This window comes from Halomonas sp. B23F22_10 (assembly GCF_043496975.1).
In the GTDB taxonomy this organism is placed as follows: Bacteria; Pseudomonadota; Gammaproteobacteria; order Pseudomonadales; family Halomonadaceae; genus Halomonas; species Halomonas smyrnensis.
The window spans coordinates 95272-111988 of the sequence record NZ_JBIEKF010000002.1 but is presented as its reverse complement, the minus strand read 5'-3'; the positions used below and the strand labels follow the sequence as shown (position 1 = coordinate 111988).

12 protein-coding genes are annotated in these 16717 nt (G+C 64.9%); 2 read left to right on the top strand and 10 right to left on the bottom strand.

The annotated features are described in order from the left end of the window. Positions 1-62 precede the first annotated feature (62 nt). Both ACGTNF_RS04575 and ACGTNF_RS04570 read right to left on the bottom strand, forming a co-directional pair. Positions 63-908, bottom strand: coding sequence for an ATP-binding cassette domain-containing protein (locus tag ACGTNF_RS04575; RefSeq protein ID WP_394600630.1), 846 nt, complete (start codon positions 906-908; stop codon positions 63-65). Beyond that, the gene (locus tag ACGTNF_RS04570; RefSeq protein WP_394600629.1) at positions 908-2023 is read right to left on the bottom strand and encodes an ABC transporter permease; all 1116 of its coding nucleotides are present in this window, start codon (positions 2021-2023) and stop codon (positions 908-910) included. The genes ACGTNF_RS04575 and ACGTNF_RS04570 overlap by 1 nt, the downstream gene beginning before the upstream one ends. Positions 2024-2448: 425 nt before the next feature. Here ACGTNF_RS04570 and ACGTNF_RS04565 point away from each other — a divergent pair, with 425 nt between their 5' ends. Then, positions 2449-3621 (top strand): Gfo/Idh/MocA family protein, encoded by a 1173-nt coding sequence (locus tag ACGTNF_RS04565; RefSeq protein ID WP_394600628.1) that lies wholly within the window; start codon positions 2449-2451, stop codon positions 3619-3621. 53 nt (positions 3622-3674) lie between these two features. On the opposite strand, the gene ACGTNF_RS04560 is transcribed toward ACGTNF_RS04565, so the two are convergent. The 8 genes from ACGTNF_RS04560 to ACGTNF_RS04525 all read right to left on the bottom strand — a co-directional run bounded on the left by ACGTNF_RS04560 (position 3675) and on the right by ACGTNF_RS04525 (position 14623). Beyond that, positions 3675-4550 carry an SDR family oxidoreductase gene (locus ACGTNF_RS04560; RefSeq protein WP_394600627.1) on the bottom strand — a complete coding sequence of 292 codons (876 nt, stop codon included), beginning with the start codon at positions 4548-4550 and terminating at the stop codon, positions 3675-3677. 87 nt (positions 4551-4637) lie between these two features. After that, positions 4638-5654, bottom strand: coding sequence for a Gfo/Idh/MocA family oxidoreductase (locus tag ACGTNF_RS04555; RefSeq protein WP_394600626.1), 1017 nt, complete (start codon positions 5652-5654; stop codon positions 4638-4640). Positions 5655-5750: 96 nt separating this feature from the next. After that, positions 5751-7463 (bottom strand): purine-cytosine permease family protein, encoded by a 1713-nt coding sequence (locus tag ACGTNF_RS04550; protein WP_394600625.1) that lies wholly within the window; start codon positions 7461-7463, stop codon positions 5751-5753. A 267-nt stretch (positions 7464-7730) separates the two neighbouring features. After that, positions 7731-8156 (bottom strand): tautomerase family protein, encoded by a 426-nt coding sequence (locus ACGTNF_RS04545; protein WP_394600624.1) that lies wholly within the window; start codon positions 8154-8156, stop codon positions 7731-7733. A 70-nt stretch (positions 8157-8226) separates the two neighbouring features. Beyond that, positions 8227-9729 carry a CoA-acylating methylmalonate-semialdehyde dehydrogenase gene (locus tag ACGTNF_RS04540; RefSeq protein ID WP_394600623.1) on the bottom strand — a complete coding sequence of 501 codons (1503 nt, stop codon included), beginning with the start codon at positions 9727-9729 and terminating at the stop codon, positions 8227-8229. 99 nt (positions 9730-9828) lie between these two features. Continuing rightward, positions 9829-10728, bottom strand: a complete 900-nt coding sequence (gene iolE, locus ACGTNF_RS04535) for a myo-inosose-2 dehydratase (protein WP_394600622.1) — start codon at positions 10726-10728, stop codon at positions 9829-9831. A 110-nt stretch (positions 10729-10838) separates the two neighbouring features. Beyond that, on the bottom strand, positions 10839-12686 hold the full coding sequence (gene iolD / locus ACGTNF_RS04530) for a 3D-(3,5/4)-trihydroxycyclohexane-1,2-dione acylhydrolase (decyclizing) (protein WP_394600621.1): 1848 nt from the start codon (positions 12684-12686) through the stop codon (positions 10839-10841). Next, positions 12683-14623 carry a bifunctional 5-dehydro-2-deoxygluconokinase/5-dehydro-2-deoxyphosphogluconate aldolase gene (locus ACGTNF_RS04525; RefSeq protein ID WP_394600620.1) on the bottom strand — a complete coding sequence of 647 codons (1941 nt, stop codon included), beginning with the start codon at positions 14621-14623 and terminating at the stop codon, positions 12683-12685. Before ACGTNF_RS04525 ends, iolD begins: the two co-directional genes overlap by 4 nt. 1223 nt (positions 14624-15846) lie before the next feature. On the opposite strand from ACGTNF_RS04525, the gene ACGTNF_RS04520 reads away from it, so the two are divergent. After that, positions 15847-16710, top strand: a complete 864-nt coding sequence (locus ACGTNF_RS04520) for a MurR/RpiR family transcriptional regulator (RefSeq protein ID WP_394600619.1) — start codon at positions 15847-15849, stop codon at positions 16708-16710. Positions 16711-16717 lie beyond the last annotated feature (7 nt).

The following is a 16717-nucleotide window of genomic DNA, read 5'->3' as shown; positions in this document are numbered from 1 at the left end:
AGGAAAAGGGCGCCGTGACGCCCGGCGGGGTCATGCGGCCCGGTCCATGGACCGGGCGCGGCTCAATGGCCGTTGGCCAGGCGCACTGCCGGTGCTGCCGACTCGGTTCGCTCTCGGTCGTTGCGCTGGAACTCGGCCAGCTCGGCATCGAGGCTTTCGAGCTCGGCACCGCCGGCCATCATGTTGAGCACCTCCTCGCGACTCACCTCCGACTTGCGGAAGGTGCCGAGGCTGGTGCCCCGCTTGAGCAGGGTGAAGGCATCGGCAACGGGATAGGCATGATGGACGTTGTGGGTAATGAAGATCACCGCCAGGCCATCGGAGCGCGCCTTGGCGATGTAGCGCAGTACCACCGAGGCCTGCTTGACCCCGAGTGCCGAGGTCGGCTCGTCGAGGATCAGCACCTTGGCCCCGAAGTACACCGCCCGAGCGATGGCCACACACTGGCGCTCGCCCCCGGAGAGGGTGCCCACCGGCTGGCTGGGGTCACGGATGTCGATGCCGATCTTGGCCATCTCCTCCCGCGCCACCCGCTCGGCGAACTGCCAGTCGATGCGCTTGAACGGTCCCCAGCCGATGGTCGGCTCGCGGCCCATGAAGAAGTTGCGGGTGATCGACATCATGGGAATCATCGCCAGATCCTGGAATACCGTGGCGATACCGGCGTCCAGCGCCTTGGCGGGATTGCGGAACCGAGTTGGCTTGCCCGCCACCAGCATCTCGCCCTCGGTAGGCTTGTGCACCCCCGACAGGGTCTTGATCAGGGTCGACTTGCCGGCACCGTTGTCGCCAAGCAGACACATCACCTCGCCGCTGCAGACCTTCATCGAGATGTCGTTGAGGGCGATAACGCTGCCGAAGCGCTTGCCGACGCTGCGCATTTCGATCATCGGAGTTTGCGTAGACATCACTTGGCCTCCAGCGCTTTCTTGCGCACATAGTTGTTGAACAGCACCGCGACCAGCAGCATCGCGCCGAGGAAGACCTGGAACCAGTCGGTGTTCACGCCGGTATAGAAGATCCCCATCTGTACGGTGCCGAAGATCAGGGCGCCGAAGGTCGCGCCGATGGCCGAGCCGTAGCCCCCGGTCAGCAGGGCACCGCCGATCACCACCGCGATGATCGCCTGCAGCTCCTTGAGCATGCCGCGCATGCTGTCGGCGGAACCGGTGTCCATGACCTGGAGGGCGGCGTAGATGGCGGCGCACAGGGCGGTAAATGCGAACAGCGCGATCTTGACTCGCTTAACCGGCACACCGACGTTGCGTGCGGCATTGGGGTCTCCGCCGCAGGCGAAGATCCAGTTGCCAAAGCGCGTGCCCAGCAGCACCCAGGTGGCAACCGCGGTCAGTCCGAACCACCACACGATGGACACCGGAATGCCGCTGACCGTGGGATTGCCGGCGAAGTTGGTGGCGATGACTCCGATATCAGCCAGCCATTGGAACAGCCCCGTGCCTACCTCACCCGAGAATAGTGGCGCCAGCCAGTCGTTCTGCATGGCCTGGTGAACGCCACCGACCTGGGTACGATCGGTGAACAACCGTGGGAGGCCGATGGCCAGTCCGCGCAGGATAAACAGAAAGCCCAGCGTGACGATGAACGATGGCAGGCCGGTGCGTACCACCAGCCAACCGTTCAGCAGGCCGACCAGCAGTGCGCAGACGAAACCGAACAGCAGTGCCGACCACAGTGGCCAGCCGTATTCGATCGCCGGGATCGCGATCAGCATGCCGACGAAGCCGATCATCGAGCCGATCGACAGGTCGAACTCGCCGCCGATCATCAGCAGGGCGGCCGCCACGGCGATGATACCCAGCATGGCCGCCACTTCGAGAAAGTTGATGATGCCGGTGCCGGTGAACATGCCGGTGTCGCCGGCGGCAATGAGGAAGAACACCATCACCAGGAAGGCACCGGCGACGGCGCCACATTCGGGACGGCTGAGCAGCCGCTTGAACACGCTGACGTGCTGAACGCGCTCGTCGGCGGGCGGCTGTGGGCTAGGGGCTGTGTCACTCATGGGGAAACCTCCTGATGGCGCGATCAGGGCGCCGGTTCGTTGTTGTTCAATGGGTGTCCGCGTTCAAAGGATCATCCGGCCTTGTGACGCTGGGCTGGAGCCAGCTCAGGGGAACGGGGATGGCATGAAACATCGTCAGCGAACGAAGCAGGGTGGGCATGGCGACGGACCTCTTGTGTTTATGTGGTGGGAATGAGCATGTCGACCGTGCGTCTTGAAATATAGATTCCAATTTCAATCCAATGCAAACTAATCGTTCTATACTTTGGTATAAATAGAATTTTTATTTCATCAACCCTAGGCTCTAGCCGGTACCCGCGCATCCCATAATCGCCGATCCGCGAAGATCGGCCATGCGCCATGGCTCCCTTCCGCATGGCATGTACGGCGTGGGCACAAGCAATCGGATAGCCAGGAGGCGTTACATGGAAAGTACCTTCAAGATCGGAATCGTGGGCATCGGCGACATCAGCGATGTCTATTTCGCCAACCTTGCCCGCTACCGAGATATCGTCGAGGTGGTGGCCTGCGCCGGGCGTCGCCTGGACAAGGCGGAGGCCGTCGCCGCCCGCCACGGTGTGCCACGGGCCTACCCGGACGCACAGGCGCTGCTCGACGACCCCGAGATCGATATCGTGCTCAATCTAGCGGTGCCGGCGGCGCACGCCGAGATCAACCTGGCGGCCCTGGAAGCGGGCAAGCACGTCTATACCGAGAAACCCCTTGCGGCCAGCTACGAAGAGAGTCGGCGCATCATCGAGCTGGCCCGCCAGAAGGGCCTGTACGTCGGCAGTGCGCCGGACACCTTCCTGGGCGGACGCCTGCAGACCTGTCGCAAGCTGATCGATGACGGCACTCTCGGCGACATCGTCGGCGCCAACGCCTTCGTCGTCAGCCACGGCCACGAGTGGTTTCACCCCAACCCCGATTTCTTCTACCAGGCGGGTGGCGGTCCGTTGCTCGATATCGGGCCTTACTACGTCACTGCACTCTTGTCCCTGCTGGGACCCGTCCGGCGCTGCAGCGCCATGGCCAGCCGCGCCTTCGACACGCGCATCATCGAGAGCGAGCCGCGGCGCGGTGAGTCCATCGACGTCGAGGTGGACACCCACATCACCGGCAATCTGGAGTTTGCCAGCGGCGCCATCGGCACGCTTCTCACCAGTTTCGACGTCTGGGATTCCGAGCTTCCACGGCTGGAGATCTATGGCACCAAGGGCACCCTCTGCCTGCCGGACATCGATCCCACCGACGGCCCCAATCTCTTCGGTGGTAAGGTGCTGTTGAGGACACGAGACAACTATCGCTGGAAGGGTATGCCGCGCCAGCAGCCGCTCAGCGACTGGGAAGAGGTCCCCTGCGAGCATCCCTTCACCTCGACCAGCCATGCCGACAACAGCCGCGGTATCGGCCTGGTCGACATGGCTCTGGCCATTGGCGAGGGACGCGAAGAGCGGGCCAGCGGGCGCATGGCCCTGCACGCCATGGAGCTCATGGAAGGCCTGCTGACCTCGGCCAGGGAGCGCTGCTTCCTGGAACTGGCCACGGACTTCGAGCGCCCCGCCCCGCTGCCGGTGGATTTCCTGCAGCGAGGCTAAGGCCTCGACACCTCGCGGTGGGCCGGCCCACCGCGGGGCGGGCAGCTCTGAACTTAGCTCAAGGACATGGCGGCCTGTGGCTGGGGGGTATCCTCGTAGCAGCCCAGCACCTGCTGATCAAAGTCGATGATGGCACCGCTCATCATGCCGGAAGCCCCTGTGACCAGGAACTCGACGCCGCCGGCGACCTCCATCGGTTCCAGCAACCGTCCCGCCGGCTGCTCGGCTTCGGCTTTCGCCCGCCAGTCGTCTGCGGCACCGTGGAAGGTCTTCTGGATCCGATCCTCACCGGGCGTGTTCATCCAGCCGATGTTGAGGCCGTTGACCCGGATGCGGTTGCGCATCAGCGAGAAGGCGGCATTGCGGGTCAGGGTCGTCAGCGCCCCTTTGCTGCCACAGTAAGCGCTGATGAAGGGCTGGCCGCCGTGTCCCGACATGCTGAGGATGTTGACCATGCGCCCTTCGATGCCCTCGCGGATCATCAGCTTGGCGGCATCCTGCATGAGGAAGAAAGGCGCCTTGGTATTGACGTCGAACAACCGATCGAAGGCCGCCTCATCGGTATCGAGCAGGGAGCCACGCTCGGTATTGCCGGCGCAGTTGACCAATACATCGATACGTCCGAAGTGATCGTCGGCTACAGCGATGATGTGCCGGCAATCTGCCACTTGCCCCAGATCGGCGGCCACGAATACCGCCTGGCAGGTCTCGGTCGAGAGCGCATCGGCGAGAGCCTGTCCCTTGTCCCGATTACGACCGCAGAGCACCAGGCCGGCGAGGCCGAGTCCCGCGAGGCGTCGGGCCACGGCCTCGCCGAGGCCCTGGGTGGAACCGGTGACCACGGCGACCTGCCCGGCCAGAGAAGAGGACTGAGACATGGGGATTCTCCTTGGTGAGTCTTGAAAATGGAGTGGCATGGCAAAGGCCATGCGTCAGGCCAGACGCCGCCCCTGGGCAGGGCGGCGTAATGGAGGGGAGGCCGGCGTCGTCCGTCCGATGCGCGGGCCTTTGGGCGCCTAGCGGTCGTAGAAGGCCGGACGCCCGGGCAGCTCGATGGGCTCGATCTGGCCGGAATGCTTGGCCTTGACGCAGGCATCGCTGGTCACCGCGACCACGTAGCCATCCCAGGCGCTGGGGCCATTCATTTGTCCCTGGGTGGTAGCATCAACCCATTCCTGGAACTCGATGTCGAAGGCGTCCATGAAGCGATCTTTCCAGCTGACCAGGATGTCTGAGGACAGCTTGGCCGCATGGCGTACAGACACGCTGGCCGGTTCGGGCAAGCTGGCGGTACCTCTCTCGCCTACCACCTGGCACTGAATGTCATAGCCGTACTGACAGTTGACGAAGCTCTCGATGGAGATGTGGATGCCTGCACGGGTACTCAGCAGGATGACGTGGGGATCCTGCAGTGACTCGTTGCACAATCGCGTCTTGCGCGGTTGGATCACCTGGGCGCTGACATAGTCGTCCTCGAGCAGCCAACGCAGCACGTCGAATTCGTGCACGCAGGAGTCGGTCAGCGCCATGTCGCCGCTGAAGTCCGCGCTCGGCGACTGAGGGTTGCGGTGGACGCAGTTCAGGATCAGCGGAGCGCCGATGGTGTCGGTGTCCAATGCCTGCTTGAGCTGGCGGTAGGAGTGGTCGAAGCGGCGCATGAAACCCACCTGGACCAGCTTGCGTCCGGCTTGCATCTCGGCGTCAACGATGCGGCGACAGCCTTCGGCTGTGACCGCCAGCGGCTTCTCGCAGAATACCGGCTTACCGGCATCGATGGCCGCTAGTACGAACTCCTCGTGGGTCTGCCCTGACGAGGTGACGATCAGAGCATCGACGTTGGGGGCCTGGATGACCTCCACGCCGCTGGCGTAGACCTGGGCGTCGAGGCCAAGATCATCGACCACGGCATGGGCCTGTTCGGGGTTGAAGTCATTGACCGCTACCACCCGAGCGCCCTTGAGCGTGTGAGTGATGCGATGAATATGTTCGCGGCCGATAGCGCCAGTGCCGATCACACCGATCTTGAGAGTCATGAGTTGCGTCCTATGGGTTGTGAAAAGTCGGGTCATGCCGGCGGCATGCTTCTGAATGGGGCTGGAACACGCATGGCAATGTGTTAGCTAATCCGATTAGGACGGCTGGTGCCGAGGCTTGCGACGATTGCGCATCCACAGAGTCGCAGCGAGGAAATAGAGTGCAGTTGGTACCACGATCAGGTTCTGGAAGGCCTCCAGGTGAGCGATAACACCGCCTTCCTCGAGCCAGGCCCAGCCAGCAGCCCCCAAGATGATCAACAGGCATCCGATGGCAATGAAGTACCAAGGATCACGGACGTTGACCGGCGCCTGTTGAGCACTCATGCCAACGGTCTCCTCCGGTTGTACTGGCCCATAGGCATCAAGGTAAACGTCACCGTCATGATGCTTCTCTACGCCAGTGGCCCGACACAGCAGGGGATAGGCGACCAAGCTTGCCAGCCATCCAGGAATGAACAGCGCGAAGAGATGCACGGAACCCTCGAGCAGCAGGGCAACCCCTACACCAATACCGATGATCCACGCCAGGACGGCCGGCTTGTTGTGGCGAAGCCCTTGGGCTTCGCGCCAGAAGGGGCGCATGCCAAGTCGCGGCAGGAGGAAGTGTTCGGCCACGATGATGGCGCCGATCGGTGCGATCAGGATGAAGAAATAGGACAACACGTTCAGCCACTGGGTGAACACGAACGGAAAACAGGCGATGAGTGTGGTCACGACGCCCGCCGCGACGGTGACACTAACGCGGGAGTACTGCGTGAAGACGGACTGGAACGCCAATCCAGCGCGGTACAGGCTCGGGATCGACGTGGTCCAGCCGGCGACCACCACAGCGACCAGGCCCATGGCGCCGAGGATACGGAAAGCGATGCCACCGGGATCCATGCCGAGTAACTCGGACTGAGCCAGCAGTGCGGCGGTGGCACCCATCAGGCCGGCGCAGACCCAGGCCATGTAGTGGCCGATGTACATGCCGGCCGCGGAGAAGTAGCCATAGGAAGACTTGCGGGCGAAGCGCAGGATGCTCATGTCGCTCATGCCAAGGTGCATGGGCAGGTTACATCCCCAGGCCCAGGCCGCGATCACCCACATGGAAATGCCGGGATCGCCCTCTGGCGTCGTACCGGACCACACGAAGGTATCGACCACGCCGGATAACGTCGCGAATCCCTCGAGCTCGCCCATGTGCAGCAGTACCGGAACGGATATGACGCCACTGGCCAGGAACATGGCCGCCATCCATGGCGAACAGACGGTAGAGAAATTGGCGATCAGCTTGAAGCCCTTGATCGTCATCCACACGGTGATGGCGCCGACGAACAGCACCAGCGCGACGAAGCTCAAGCTTTGAGGGTACCAAGCCGTTTGCGGGGGGATGCTGGTGACCACGCGAAAGGCCGAGGCCGATACGGTGATCATGGCGCCGGCGGTGACGGCGAAGATCAGACCATTCAAGAGGCTGTAGACGGCAGCAAGGCGTTTACCGGCGAGGCGCTCCAGGTACCAATAGATGGTCATGCGAGAACGTGTGGCTAGTGGGCTGCAGATCCAGGCCCAGGAGAGCACTGCCATCAGGTTGCCGATCAGCAGGCCCCACAGCAGGTCGACGGTGCTGACTCCCAGCGAGACCAGGGAAGCCCCGATGACGAACTCGGTGCCGGCGACGTGTTCGCCAGCGTAGGCGCCGAGAAAATACTTGCCGCTGAGCTGCTGGCTGGGGGGGATCCTCTGGCGCTCGAATTCTCCGGCTCCGCCGGTGCCATCTACAGGTATTTCGCTGGCGGCGTAGGACTGGGCTGGCGTGCTCATGTGCCTCGCTCCTTTCTTTTGTAAGTAATCCACCGGGGGCGCTACCGGTGAAACAAATGGAATGCTTGTTTTAGAATATAGATTCCATAAATTTTTCATTCAATATAAGCGTTCCATACTTTGGTCTACCCCCTGAGAAGCGGTTCGTCTGGCCGGCAAAGGGAGGCAGCGGTCGAGCGCATGAAAAACGCGCCATGGAGGCACCACCGGTTGCCTTGACGCGCCATGACGCGATATTCCGACTCCTGAGCCGGTGTTTCCCAGCGTTCACGACACAGGACTAGTCTCGCGTTCCGGCCTGAAGAAGCAGCCTGCCGGGACATCGGACTCTTCCAGGAACTGTGCCACGCCGTCGCTGAACGACCAGTCGGCGTCGCGGTTCTCGGTGATCACGATCATCACGTTGGCGGGGTCGATGTCGGCATGTAGGCGAAGATCCTCCGCGATGCGCCGATAGAAGGCCTGTTTGGCCTCAATCGGGCGGCCGGCGCGCATGGTCAACTGCAGGACCACGGCGTCGCCGTTGCGCTGCTGTAGCTCCATGTCTTCGGCCGGCAAGGACTGGAGGAGCTGGTAGCGATCGTCTGCCGGGAAGTCGAGCGTTTCGATCACCGCGGCATTGACCAGGTTGGCAACCTGCTTGCGCCGAGCGGCGGGACGATGGGCGGGTACACTGATGGTCACGAGGGGCATGGCGTAGACTCCTGAAAAAACGCCGGGCACGAGGCCCGGCGTGAAGATGGAACGCGAGATCGGGCGTTGGTCACAGGGTCGGCATGGTGAAGTGGTTGGTCTCTTCACGAATGCCGCTCGGCCAGCGCTGGGTGATGGTCTTCATGCGGGTATTGAAGCGCACCCCGTCCGGGCCGTGCATGTGCAGCGGGCCGAACAGCGAGCGCTTCCAGCCGCCGAAGCTGTGGAAGGCCATGGGCACCGGGATCGGCACGTTGACGCCGACCATGCCGACCTGGATCTGCTCGCAGTACTGGCGCGCGGCGTCGCCGTCGCGGGTGAAGATGGCGGTGCCGTTGCCGTACTCGTGGGCGTTGATCATCGCCACTGCGTCGTCGAAGCTCGCCGCCCGGGCGATGGCCAGCACCGGGCCGAAGATCTCTTCCGCGTGGATGCGCATGCCCGGTGTGACGCGGTCGAACAGGGTGCCGCCGACGAAGTAGCCGTCGCCGCTGCCCTCGATGACGGCCTCGCGACCATCCACCACCAGCTCGGCGCCTTCCTCGACGCCGGTGGCGATATAACCTTTGACCTTCTCCAGGTGCTCCTTGGTGACCAGCGGCCCCATGTCGTTGTCCGGGCCATCCACCAGGCCCGGGCCGACGCGGAGCGTCTCGAGCCGGGCGATGAGCTTCTCGCGCAGGCGCTGGGCGGTCTGCTCACCCACCGGCACCGCTACCGAGATCGCCATGCAGCGCTCGCCGGCGCTGCCGTAGGCCGCCCCCATCAGGGCATCCACCGCCTGATCCAGGTCGGCATCGGGCATGATCACCATGTGGTTCTTGGCGCCGCCCAGCGCCTGGACCCGCTTGCCGTGGGCCGAGGCGGTGGCATAGATGTACTCGGCGATCGGGGTGGAGCCGACGAAGCTCACCGCCTGGACGCGCTCGTCGGTGAGCAGCACGTCCACCGATTCCTTGTCGCCGTTGACCACGTTGAAGACGCCGTCGGGCAGCCCGGCCTCCTTGAGCAGCTCGGCCAGGCGCATGGGCGTGGACGGGTCCTTCTCGGACGGCTTCATGACGAAGGTATTGCCGCAGGCCAGGGCGATGGGGAACATCCACATCGGCACCATGGCCGGGAAGTTGAACGGCGAGATGCCGGCGCAGACGCCCAGCGGCTGCATCATCGAGTAGCTGTCGACCCCGGTGCCGACGTTCATCGAATGCTCGCCCTTCTGCAGGTGCGGGATGCCGCAGGCGAACTCGACCACCTCGAGCCCCCGGGTCACTTCGCCCTTGGCATCGGAGAACACCTTGCCGTGCTCGCGGGAGATCATGGCCGCCAGCTCATCGGTATGGGCCTCGACCAGTGCCTTGAACTTGAACAGGATGCGCGAGCGCTTGAGGGGCGAGACCCTCGACCAGGCCGCGAAGGCATCATGGGCCTGTCGCACGGCGTCCCGGGTTTCGTCCGCGGTGGCGAGTGCCACCTGGGCGCTCTGTTCGCCGGTGGCGGGGTTGTAGACGGGGGCGAAGCGTTGGCTGCGGCCCTCGACGATGCTGCCGTTGAGAAAGTGGTGAATCTGGTTCATGTCGGGTACCTGTATCGTCGAATAGTGAGGTCGTCGAAGCGTCCGTCATCGCATCGCGATGACGCCTGCTATGTGTCGGGGAGTGGTGTCGCGAGTGGCCTATTTGTCGATCGTGAAGCCGGCCTGTTCGGCGAGGGCATGCAGGTTGCGATAGCCCCGCCGGGCATAGGTCAGCGGGTCGGCCACCTTGGGGTCCTGCTCGGCCTCCACCACCAGCCAGCCCTGGTAGCCGTTCTCGCGCAGGTGCTGCAGCGTGGGCAGGAAGTCGATGTTGCCGTCGCCCGGCACGGTGAAGAGGCCATCGAGCACTCCGTCGAGGAAGCTCTTGTCGCGGTTGCGCCATTCATCGAGTACCGGGAAGCGCATGTCCTTGCAGTGCACATGCTGGATGCGGGAGGCGTAGCGGGTGGCGATGGCGAGCGGATCGCCGCCGGCTCCGACCAGATGCCCGAAATCGAGCAGCAGGCCCACCGAATCGCGGGTGTTATCCATCAGGCGTTCGACATCCGCCTGGCTTTCCACCACGGTGCCCAGGTGGTGGTGATAGGCCATGTGCACGCCCTGTGCCTTCAGGTAGTCGCCGACCACGTTGAGGCCCTCGGTGAGGCGCACCCAGTCGGCGTCGCTGAGAGTCGGGCGCTGGGAGACCGGGTGGGACTGGTCGCCGTGGATGCAGCGGCTGACCTCGCAGAACACCATGGCCTTGGCGCCGCACTGCTTGAGCAGCTGGAGGTGATCCTTGATCGCCTCGATCTCCTCCTCGGGGCTGCGCTCCAGCAGGCGGCTGGAATACCAGCCGGAGACCAGCGATAGGTCATGGTCACCCAGCACCTTCGACAGGGCATCGGGGGTGCGGGGAAACTTCTGGCCGAGCTCGAAGCCCGAGAAGCCGGCCTCGCGACCCTCGGTCAGGCAGGTCTCCAGGGGGGTGTCGCCGCCGAGGCTCGGCAGGTCGTCGTTGGTCCAGGTCAGCGGGTTGATGCCGAGGCGAATGCTCATGGCGTGCTCCTTGAAGGCGATGCGGCCGCCGGGGTGGCGTCAGGCGACCGCTCATGGTGCGTGTCAGTCAGTGATTGCCGGTGAGTGCGCGGTGGCTCTCTGGTGGCGGTTCAGCGGTGCTGGCGAGCCTTGGCCTCGACGTAGCCGCGATAGGCCGTGTTGACCTCCTCGCGTTCGGAGACCTCCGGTACCGCGACGTCCCACCAGGCGCCCCCCTCGGCGGTGCTCGGCAGGGGATCCGTGTCCAGGGCGATCACATAGGTCGACGAGGCCTGGCGGGCACGCACGAGCGCCGCCTTCAGGGCCGCGATACCGCTGACCGACTCGGCCTGGCAGCCCAGGGCGCGGGCGTGGGCGGCGAAGTCGGTCTTGGGCGCGCCTTCCGGGACCGTGCGGCAGTCCTCGAGCAGGTTGTTGAAGCCGGCGCCGCCGGTGGCGTGCTGCAGCCGGTTGATGCAGCCGAAACCGCGGTTGTCGAGCACCACCACGATCAGCTTGTGGCCGAGCATTACCGAGGTGGCGAGCTCCGAGTTGTGCATCAGGTAGCTGCCGTCACCGACCATCACGAAGACCTCGCGCTCGGGCCGGGCCATCTTGACGCCCAGGCCGCCGGCGATCTCGTAGCCCATGCAGGAGAAACCATATTCCACGTGATAGCTGCCCGGTCCGGCCGGCTGCCAGAGCTTGTGCAGCTCGCCGGGCAGGCCGCCGGCGGCGCAGACCACGGTGCCGTCCTCGCCGGCCTGGCGATTCACCGCACCGATCACCTGGGCATCGGTGGGCAGGGGCAGGCCATGATCGGCGGTGACGCGGGTCACTACCTCGTCCCATTCCCGCTTGAGACTACCGGCCTGCTCGCGCCATGCGTCGTTCGCATGCCAGTCCCCGAGGGCGGCGGTCAGCCCCTCGAGCCCCTCCCGCGCATCGCAGGTCAACGGCAGGGCATGGTGCTTGGCGCTGTCGAAGCGGCCGACGTTCAAGGCCACCAGGGTCAGGTCGTCGCGCTCGAACAGCGCCCGTGAACCGGTGGTGAAGTCCTGCAGGCGCGTACCCACGGCGAGAATCACATCGGCCTGTTCGGCCAGGCGGTTGGCGGCCGCGCTGCCGGTGACGCCGATGGCGCCCACGCTCAGGGGGTGGGCATCGGGCAGGGCGCCCTTGCCGGCCTGGGTCTCCGCCACGGGAATGCCGTGGTCGCGGGCGAAGCGGTCCAGCGTCTGGCAGGCGTCGGCATAGTGCACGCCGCCCCCGGCGATGATCAGCGGCTGGCGAGCGCCGCGCAGGGCCGCGAGGGCCTCGTCGAGCTCGACGGCCTCGGGCACCGGGCGGCGGATGCGGTGCACGCGCCGGGCGAAGAAGCGTGCCGGGTAGTCATAGGAAAAGGTCTGCACGTCCTGGGGAAGCGACAGGGTGGCCGGGCCGCAATGCTCCGGGTCGAGCAGGGTGGCGATGGCCTGGGGCAGGCTGGTCAGCAGCTGCTCCGGACGCATGATGCGGTCGAAATAGCGCGATACCGGGCGGAAGCAGTCGTTGACGGTGATGGTCGGGTCATTGAAATGCTCGAGTTGCTGCAGCACCGGGTCCGGCTCGCGGGTGGCGAAGGTGTCGCCGGGCAGCAGCAGCAGCGGCAGCCGGTTGGTGTGGGCAAGCGCCGCGGCGGTGACCATGTTGGCGGCGCCGGGGCCGATCGAGCTGGTGACCGCCATCATCTGCCGGCGCCCCTTGGCCTTGGCGTAGGCGATGGCGGCATGCGCCATGGTCTGCTCGTTGTGGGCGCGGTAGGTCGGCAGCTGCTCCTGGGCGTGATACAGCGCCTCGCCGAGGCCGGCCACGTTGCCGTGGCCGAAGATGGCGAAGGTGCCGGCGAACAGCGGCACTTCCTCACCGTCGAGCTCGATGTACTGGGCGGCCAGGTACTTGACCAGTGCCTGGGCCATGGTGAGTCGAATGGTGCTCATGACAGGGTGTCCTCTGCAATGGGCTGGGCGCCGCGCAGCTGCTGCCAGGCCTCGATCAGTTCGGCGTAGTTGCCGGCCACGCGGTCGATCAGCTGGCCGTCATCGATGCGGCCGGCCAGCCAGTCGCGGCTGGGAGCGGAGAACAGGGTGCGGCCGACGGTGAAGCCCTTGCACTGGGCATGGCGGGCGGCCGCACTGAAGCCGCGCTTCATGTCCTCCATCGGGGCATCCAGGCCCAGCAGCACGACGCCACGGCAGTGAGGGTCCTGGGCCTCGATGGCCTGGCTGACCGCCTCCCAGGCGGCATCGGTCATGGTCGGCAGCTTCCACCAGTCGGGGCGAATGTCCAGGTGGTAGAGCCGCTGCACGGCGCGGGCCAGGGTCTGGTCGTCGGTGTCTGCCTGGTTGGGCGGAATCACCTCGATCAGCAGCTCCAGGCCGTTGGCGCAGGCGGCCTGGTAGAGCTGACGCAGGCGGGCCTCCTGATCCAGGCGCAGCTCGACCGGATCGTCCGGGTGATAGAACACCAGGCACTTGATGATGTGCTCTCGCGGCCAGTGCTTCAGGCGGCTGCCCAGGTCGTCGCCGTGCTGGAAACGCAGCGGCCGGGAGCTCGGCAGCTCCACCGGGCGGCCGATCCACCAGCCCTTGCCGGTGGCATCGTTCAGGGCATCTTGGCCGAAGACGTCGTCGACCAGGATGGCCGGCGTCTCGAGGCCGGCCCGACGTGCGCCTTCCTCGGCGGCCTTGACCAGCAGCTGCTTGAGGGCTGGGATCCGGTCGGGGTCGCCGTGGACCTCGCGGGCCATGTCGGTGAGCTGGCGGCGGTGATCGAAGGCCAGGCCGCAGACCCGTGGCCACTCCTTGGGCACGCGGGTGGTGACGCGGTGCAGGTGATTGAGCCCGGCATCCTGATCGGGGCGCTTGACCGAGTTCCGGCGGGCCACATAGTCGAAGAGCTCGGCCTCGGTGGGCATGGCCGGCGCGCAGCCGTGGCGCGAGACCACCAGGGCGCCACAGGCGTTGGCATAGGCCGCGCTGGTCTGCCAGTCCTCGCCGCGCAGCCAGCCCCGCAGCAGGCCGCTCATGAAGGCGTCGCCGGCGCCGAGCACGTTGAGCACCTCGACCTTGACGCCTTCAACGAGGATGCCGTCCTCGATGCGCGCGGGAATTTCGCCCTCGAAGACCACGCAGCCCAGGGCACCGAGCTTGCACACCAGAGTGGCGTCACTGACTTCGCGCACCGCGCGTAGGGCGGTGAGGGTATCGGTGCTGCCGCCGGCAATGTGGAATTCCTCCTCGGTGCCGACGATCAGGTCGAAGTCGGCAAGCCAGGCCTTGAGATCCTGCGTGACGGTCTCGTCGGCGATGAAGCGGGTCTCGCCGTCGCCGGGCGAGGTCAGGCCCCACAGCACCGGCCGGTAGTCGATGTCCAGCACCCGCTTGACGCCATGGGCGGCGGCGGCATCCAGCGCCTTACGACAGGCGCGAGCGGTGGTGTCGGTGGACAGGTGGGTGCCGGTGATGGCCAGCGCCTTGGCGCGGGCGATGAAGGCCGGGTCGATGGCGTCAGCCTCGATAGCCATGTCGGCGCAGTCGCGACGATAGAACAGCAGCGGGAAGCTGTCGCGATCCTTGAGCGCCAGCAGCACCAGGCCGGTATGGCGCTCGGGGTCGGTCTGCAGGGCGCTCACGTCCACGCCGGTGCGAGCCAGTTCTTCGCGCACGAAGTTGCCCATCTGCTCGTCGCCGACCCGGGACAGCATGGCGGACTTCAGGCCGAGGCGGGCGGTGCCGTAGGCCACGTTGCCGGAACTGCCGCCCAGGTATTTGGCGAAGCTCGAGACGTCTTCTAGGCGGCTGCCGAGCTGCTCCGAGTAGAGGTCGACGGCGACGCGGCCGAGACAGATCAGATCCAGAGGATTGGCATGATTCATAGAGTCGATTCCTGCTTGAGGCCGGCGCCCGACGGCGGAAGCTCGATCGGTGGGCTCTAGCGGCCGTGGTTGCGTGATACGTCGGCTTTCATTTCGATGCTAGATAAAATGGAACAATAATTCCAGTAATACAATAGTTGGAACGATGGTTCGAAGTATCGTCACACCATCCCTCCCAATGCTCACCAGACAGGGTCTCCAGCCGCGACGGCGTGGCGCCACTGGGTGATGAAATGTGTCACGCAATGGAATAAGCGTTTCGTTGACGCGTCTTGGTACTCCGCTTCCAGCCGTGGGCACAGCCTGCGAAAAAGGCCCTGAACCCCAACTGCTAGAGCGACATCCAGGGGCCATCCTCATCACGCATCAAGTGCGAGGACTCCTGCGCGTTCATTCTGTCGAACACTCAGCTCGACAGCGCGCCGTCGAAGCCGATATCGCGCGGGATCCTGAAGAAGGCATTTCAGTCGATCTCGGCCTCGCCGATGTTCCGATGCCGGTGCGCGCGTGCGTTGGGGGCGGTGGATTGATGCTGTAGTGCACCTGGAGGAGGGCCATGATCCCGCGCAGCACACCTGCGGGGGCGTCCTGTTCATGCACGGTTTTGGCACAGGGGGCGAGAGACACGTCGCCGTCATGGCTTTCGTGCAGCAATCGGCTCGGCTGGTCGAGGTTCTCTAGGCGGGGAAGTCGAGCGGCTCGACGAAGCCCTTTGAGATCATGCTGGCCCGGGATGCTGTTCAGCGACAAGAGCGCCGGCTCGAGTGCGGCGCTCGTGTCGCCCTGAGCGTCGGCATTGACCAGCGGGCACAGCGCCAGGCCGCCCCCCCCGACGCAGGCATGGACCAGCCGGGCCAGCGGTCGGCCCGGGCGGCACGTCCGCATGCTGAACGGGGAGAGGGCATTGATGAGGCTCAGGATCTCGACGCCAAGCGCCCGGGCGCGTTCCCGGCGGCGCGTGACTGGTCGAGATCGACGAGGCTGTTCTGGCACACGCCGTCTCGATCCGCTGCCGAGGCGTCCCCGGGGTCAGGCCATGTGATTCAGTGCAAATTTCAGCGTCGCTAGTGACATGCTGCATCTCTTTGGCATGACAGGGACTCGTGCAATCGGCATCGCGCTATTCTAGACTAACGTGTAAATGGAATTTTTGTTCCTTTTGCCTATCCTGTGTCGACAGGATGCACGGCATCGCACCAGGCCCCACCAGCGAGGCAGACATCATGAGCCAGACACTTCAAGACTTCTCCACGCTGGAGGAGCGCATCACGACGGACTATCCGTCGCTGAGTCGGCGCCTACAGCAAACGGCGCGTTTTTTGCTCGATCATCCGCAGGAAGTGGCCTTCGCGACCGTGGCCAAGCTGGCCGAGCGTGCTGATGTCACTCCGTCGACCCTGATCCGCTTTGCCAATCATTTCGGCTTCTCAGGGTTTTCCGAGATGCAGCAGCTGTTCCGCACCCGCCTGGTGGACGAGCTGCCCAATTACAACGAACGCATTCGTGCCGTGCGTACCGCCACCGGTGAGACCCCCGACAGTACCGAGCTGCTGTGGGAGTTCGCCGAGGCCAATCGTGAGGTGCTCGACCAGCTTCCGGGGCGTATCGATCCCCGTCAGCTGGAGCGGGCGCTCGATATTCTGGAGCGCTCGCGCGCCATCCACGTGATGGGCGCGCGGCGCAGCTTCGTCGTCGCCAGCTACATGACGTATGCGCTGCATCATATCGACAAGCGCACTTTCCTGGTCAATGGGCTGGGCGGCATGTATGGCGAGCAGGTGCGCAACATCGAGCCTCAGGATGCGCTGTTGGTGGTCAGTTTCTCGCCCTATGCCGAAGAGTCTCGAGAAGCGGCCGATGAGGCGCGCAAGCGTGAGATTCCGCTGATAGTGATCACCGACTCCAACCTCAGCCCACTGGCCCGCATCGCCGATGTCTCGCTGGTGGTGCACGAGGCTGAAGTGAAGAGCTTTCGCGGCTTGACCGCTTCGCTGTGCTTGACGCAAACCCTGGCGATCTCGCTGGGGGTTCGCCAGGACAAGGCCCGCGAGCGCAGCGGTCAGCCGGATGACGAGGAACGCGCCTGACCCATCG

What these genes read in the sequence shown, in the direction of transcription:
- ACGTNF_RS04550 (WP_394600625.1), bottom strand. Translation starts at nt 7,463, where the DNA reads ATGAGCACGCCAGCCCAGTCCTACGCCGCCAGCGAAATACCTGTAGAT.
- ACGTNF_RS04565 (WP_394600628.1), top strand. Translation starts at nt 2,449, where the DNA reads ATGGAAAGTACCTTCAAGATCGGAATCGTGGGCATCGGCGACATCAGC.
- iolD (WP_394600621.1), bottom strand. Translation starts at nt 12,686, where the DNA reads ATGAGCACCATTCGACTCACCATGGCCCAGGCACTGGTCAAGTACCTG.
- iolE (WP_394600622.1), bottom strand. Translation starts at nt 10,728, where the DNA reads ATGAGCATTCGCCTCGGCATCAACCCGCTGACCTGGACCAACGACGAC.
- ACGTNF_RS04560 (WP_394600627.1), bottom strand. Translation starts at nt 4,550, where the DNA reads ATGGCCTTTGCCATGCCACTCCATTTTCAAGACTCACCAAGGAGAATC.
- ACGTNF_RS04520 (WP_394600619.1), top strand. Translation starts at nt 15,847, where the DNA reads ATGAGCCAGACACTTCAAGACTTCTCCACGCTGGAGGAGCGCATCACG.
- ACGTNF_RS04525 (WP_394600620.1), bottom strand. Translation starts at nt 14,623, where the DNA reads ATGAATCATGCCAATCCTCTGGATCTGATCTGTCTCGGCCGCGTCGCC.
- ACGTNF_RS04555 (WP_394600626.1), bottom strand. Translation starts at nt 5,654, where the DNA reads ATGACTCTCAAGATCGGTGTGATCGGCACTGGCGCTATCGGCCGCGAA.
- ACGTNF_RS04540 (WP_394600623.1), bottom strand. Translation starts at nt 9,729, where the DNA reads ATGAACCAGATTCACCACTTTCTCAACGGCAGCATCGTCGAGGGCCGC.
- ACGTNF_RS04570 (WP_394600629.1), bottom strand. Translation starts at nt 2,023, where the DNA reads ATGAGTGACACAGCCCCTAGCCCACAGCCGCCCGCCGACGAGCGCGTT.
- ACGTNF_RS04545 (WP_394600624.1), bottom strand. Translation starts at nt 8,156, where the DNA reads ATGCCCCTCGTGACCATCAGTGTACCCGCCCATCGTCCCGCCGCTCGG.
- ACGTNF_RS04575 (WP_394600630.1), bottom strand. Translation starts at nt 908, where the DNA reads ATGTCTACGCAAACTCCGATGATCGAAATGCGCAGCGTCGGCAAGCGC.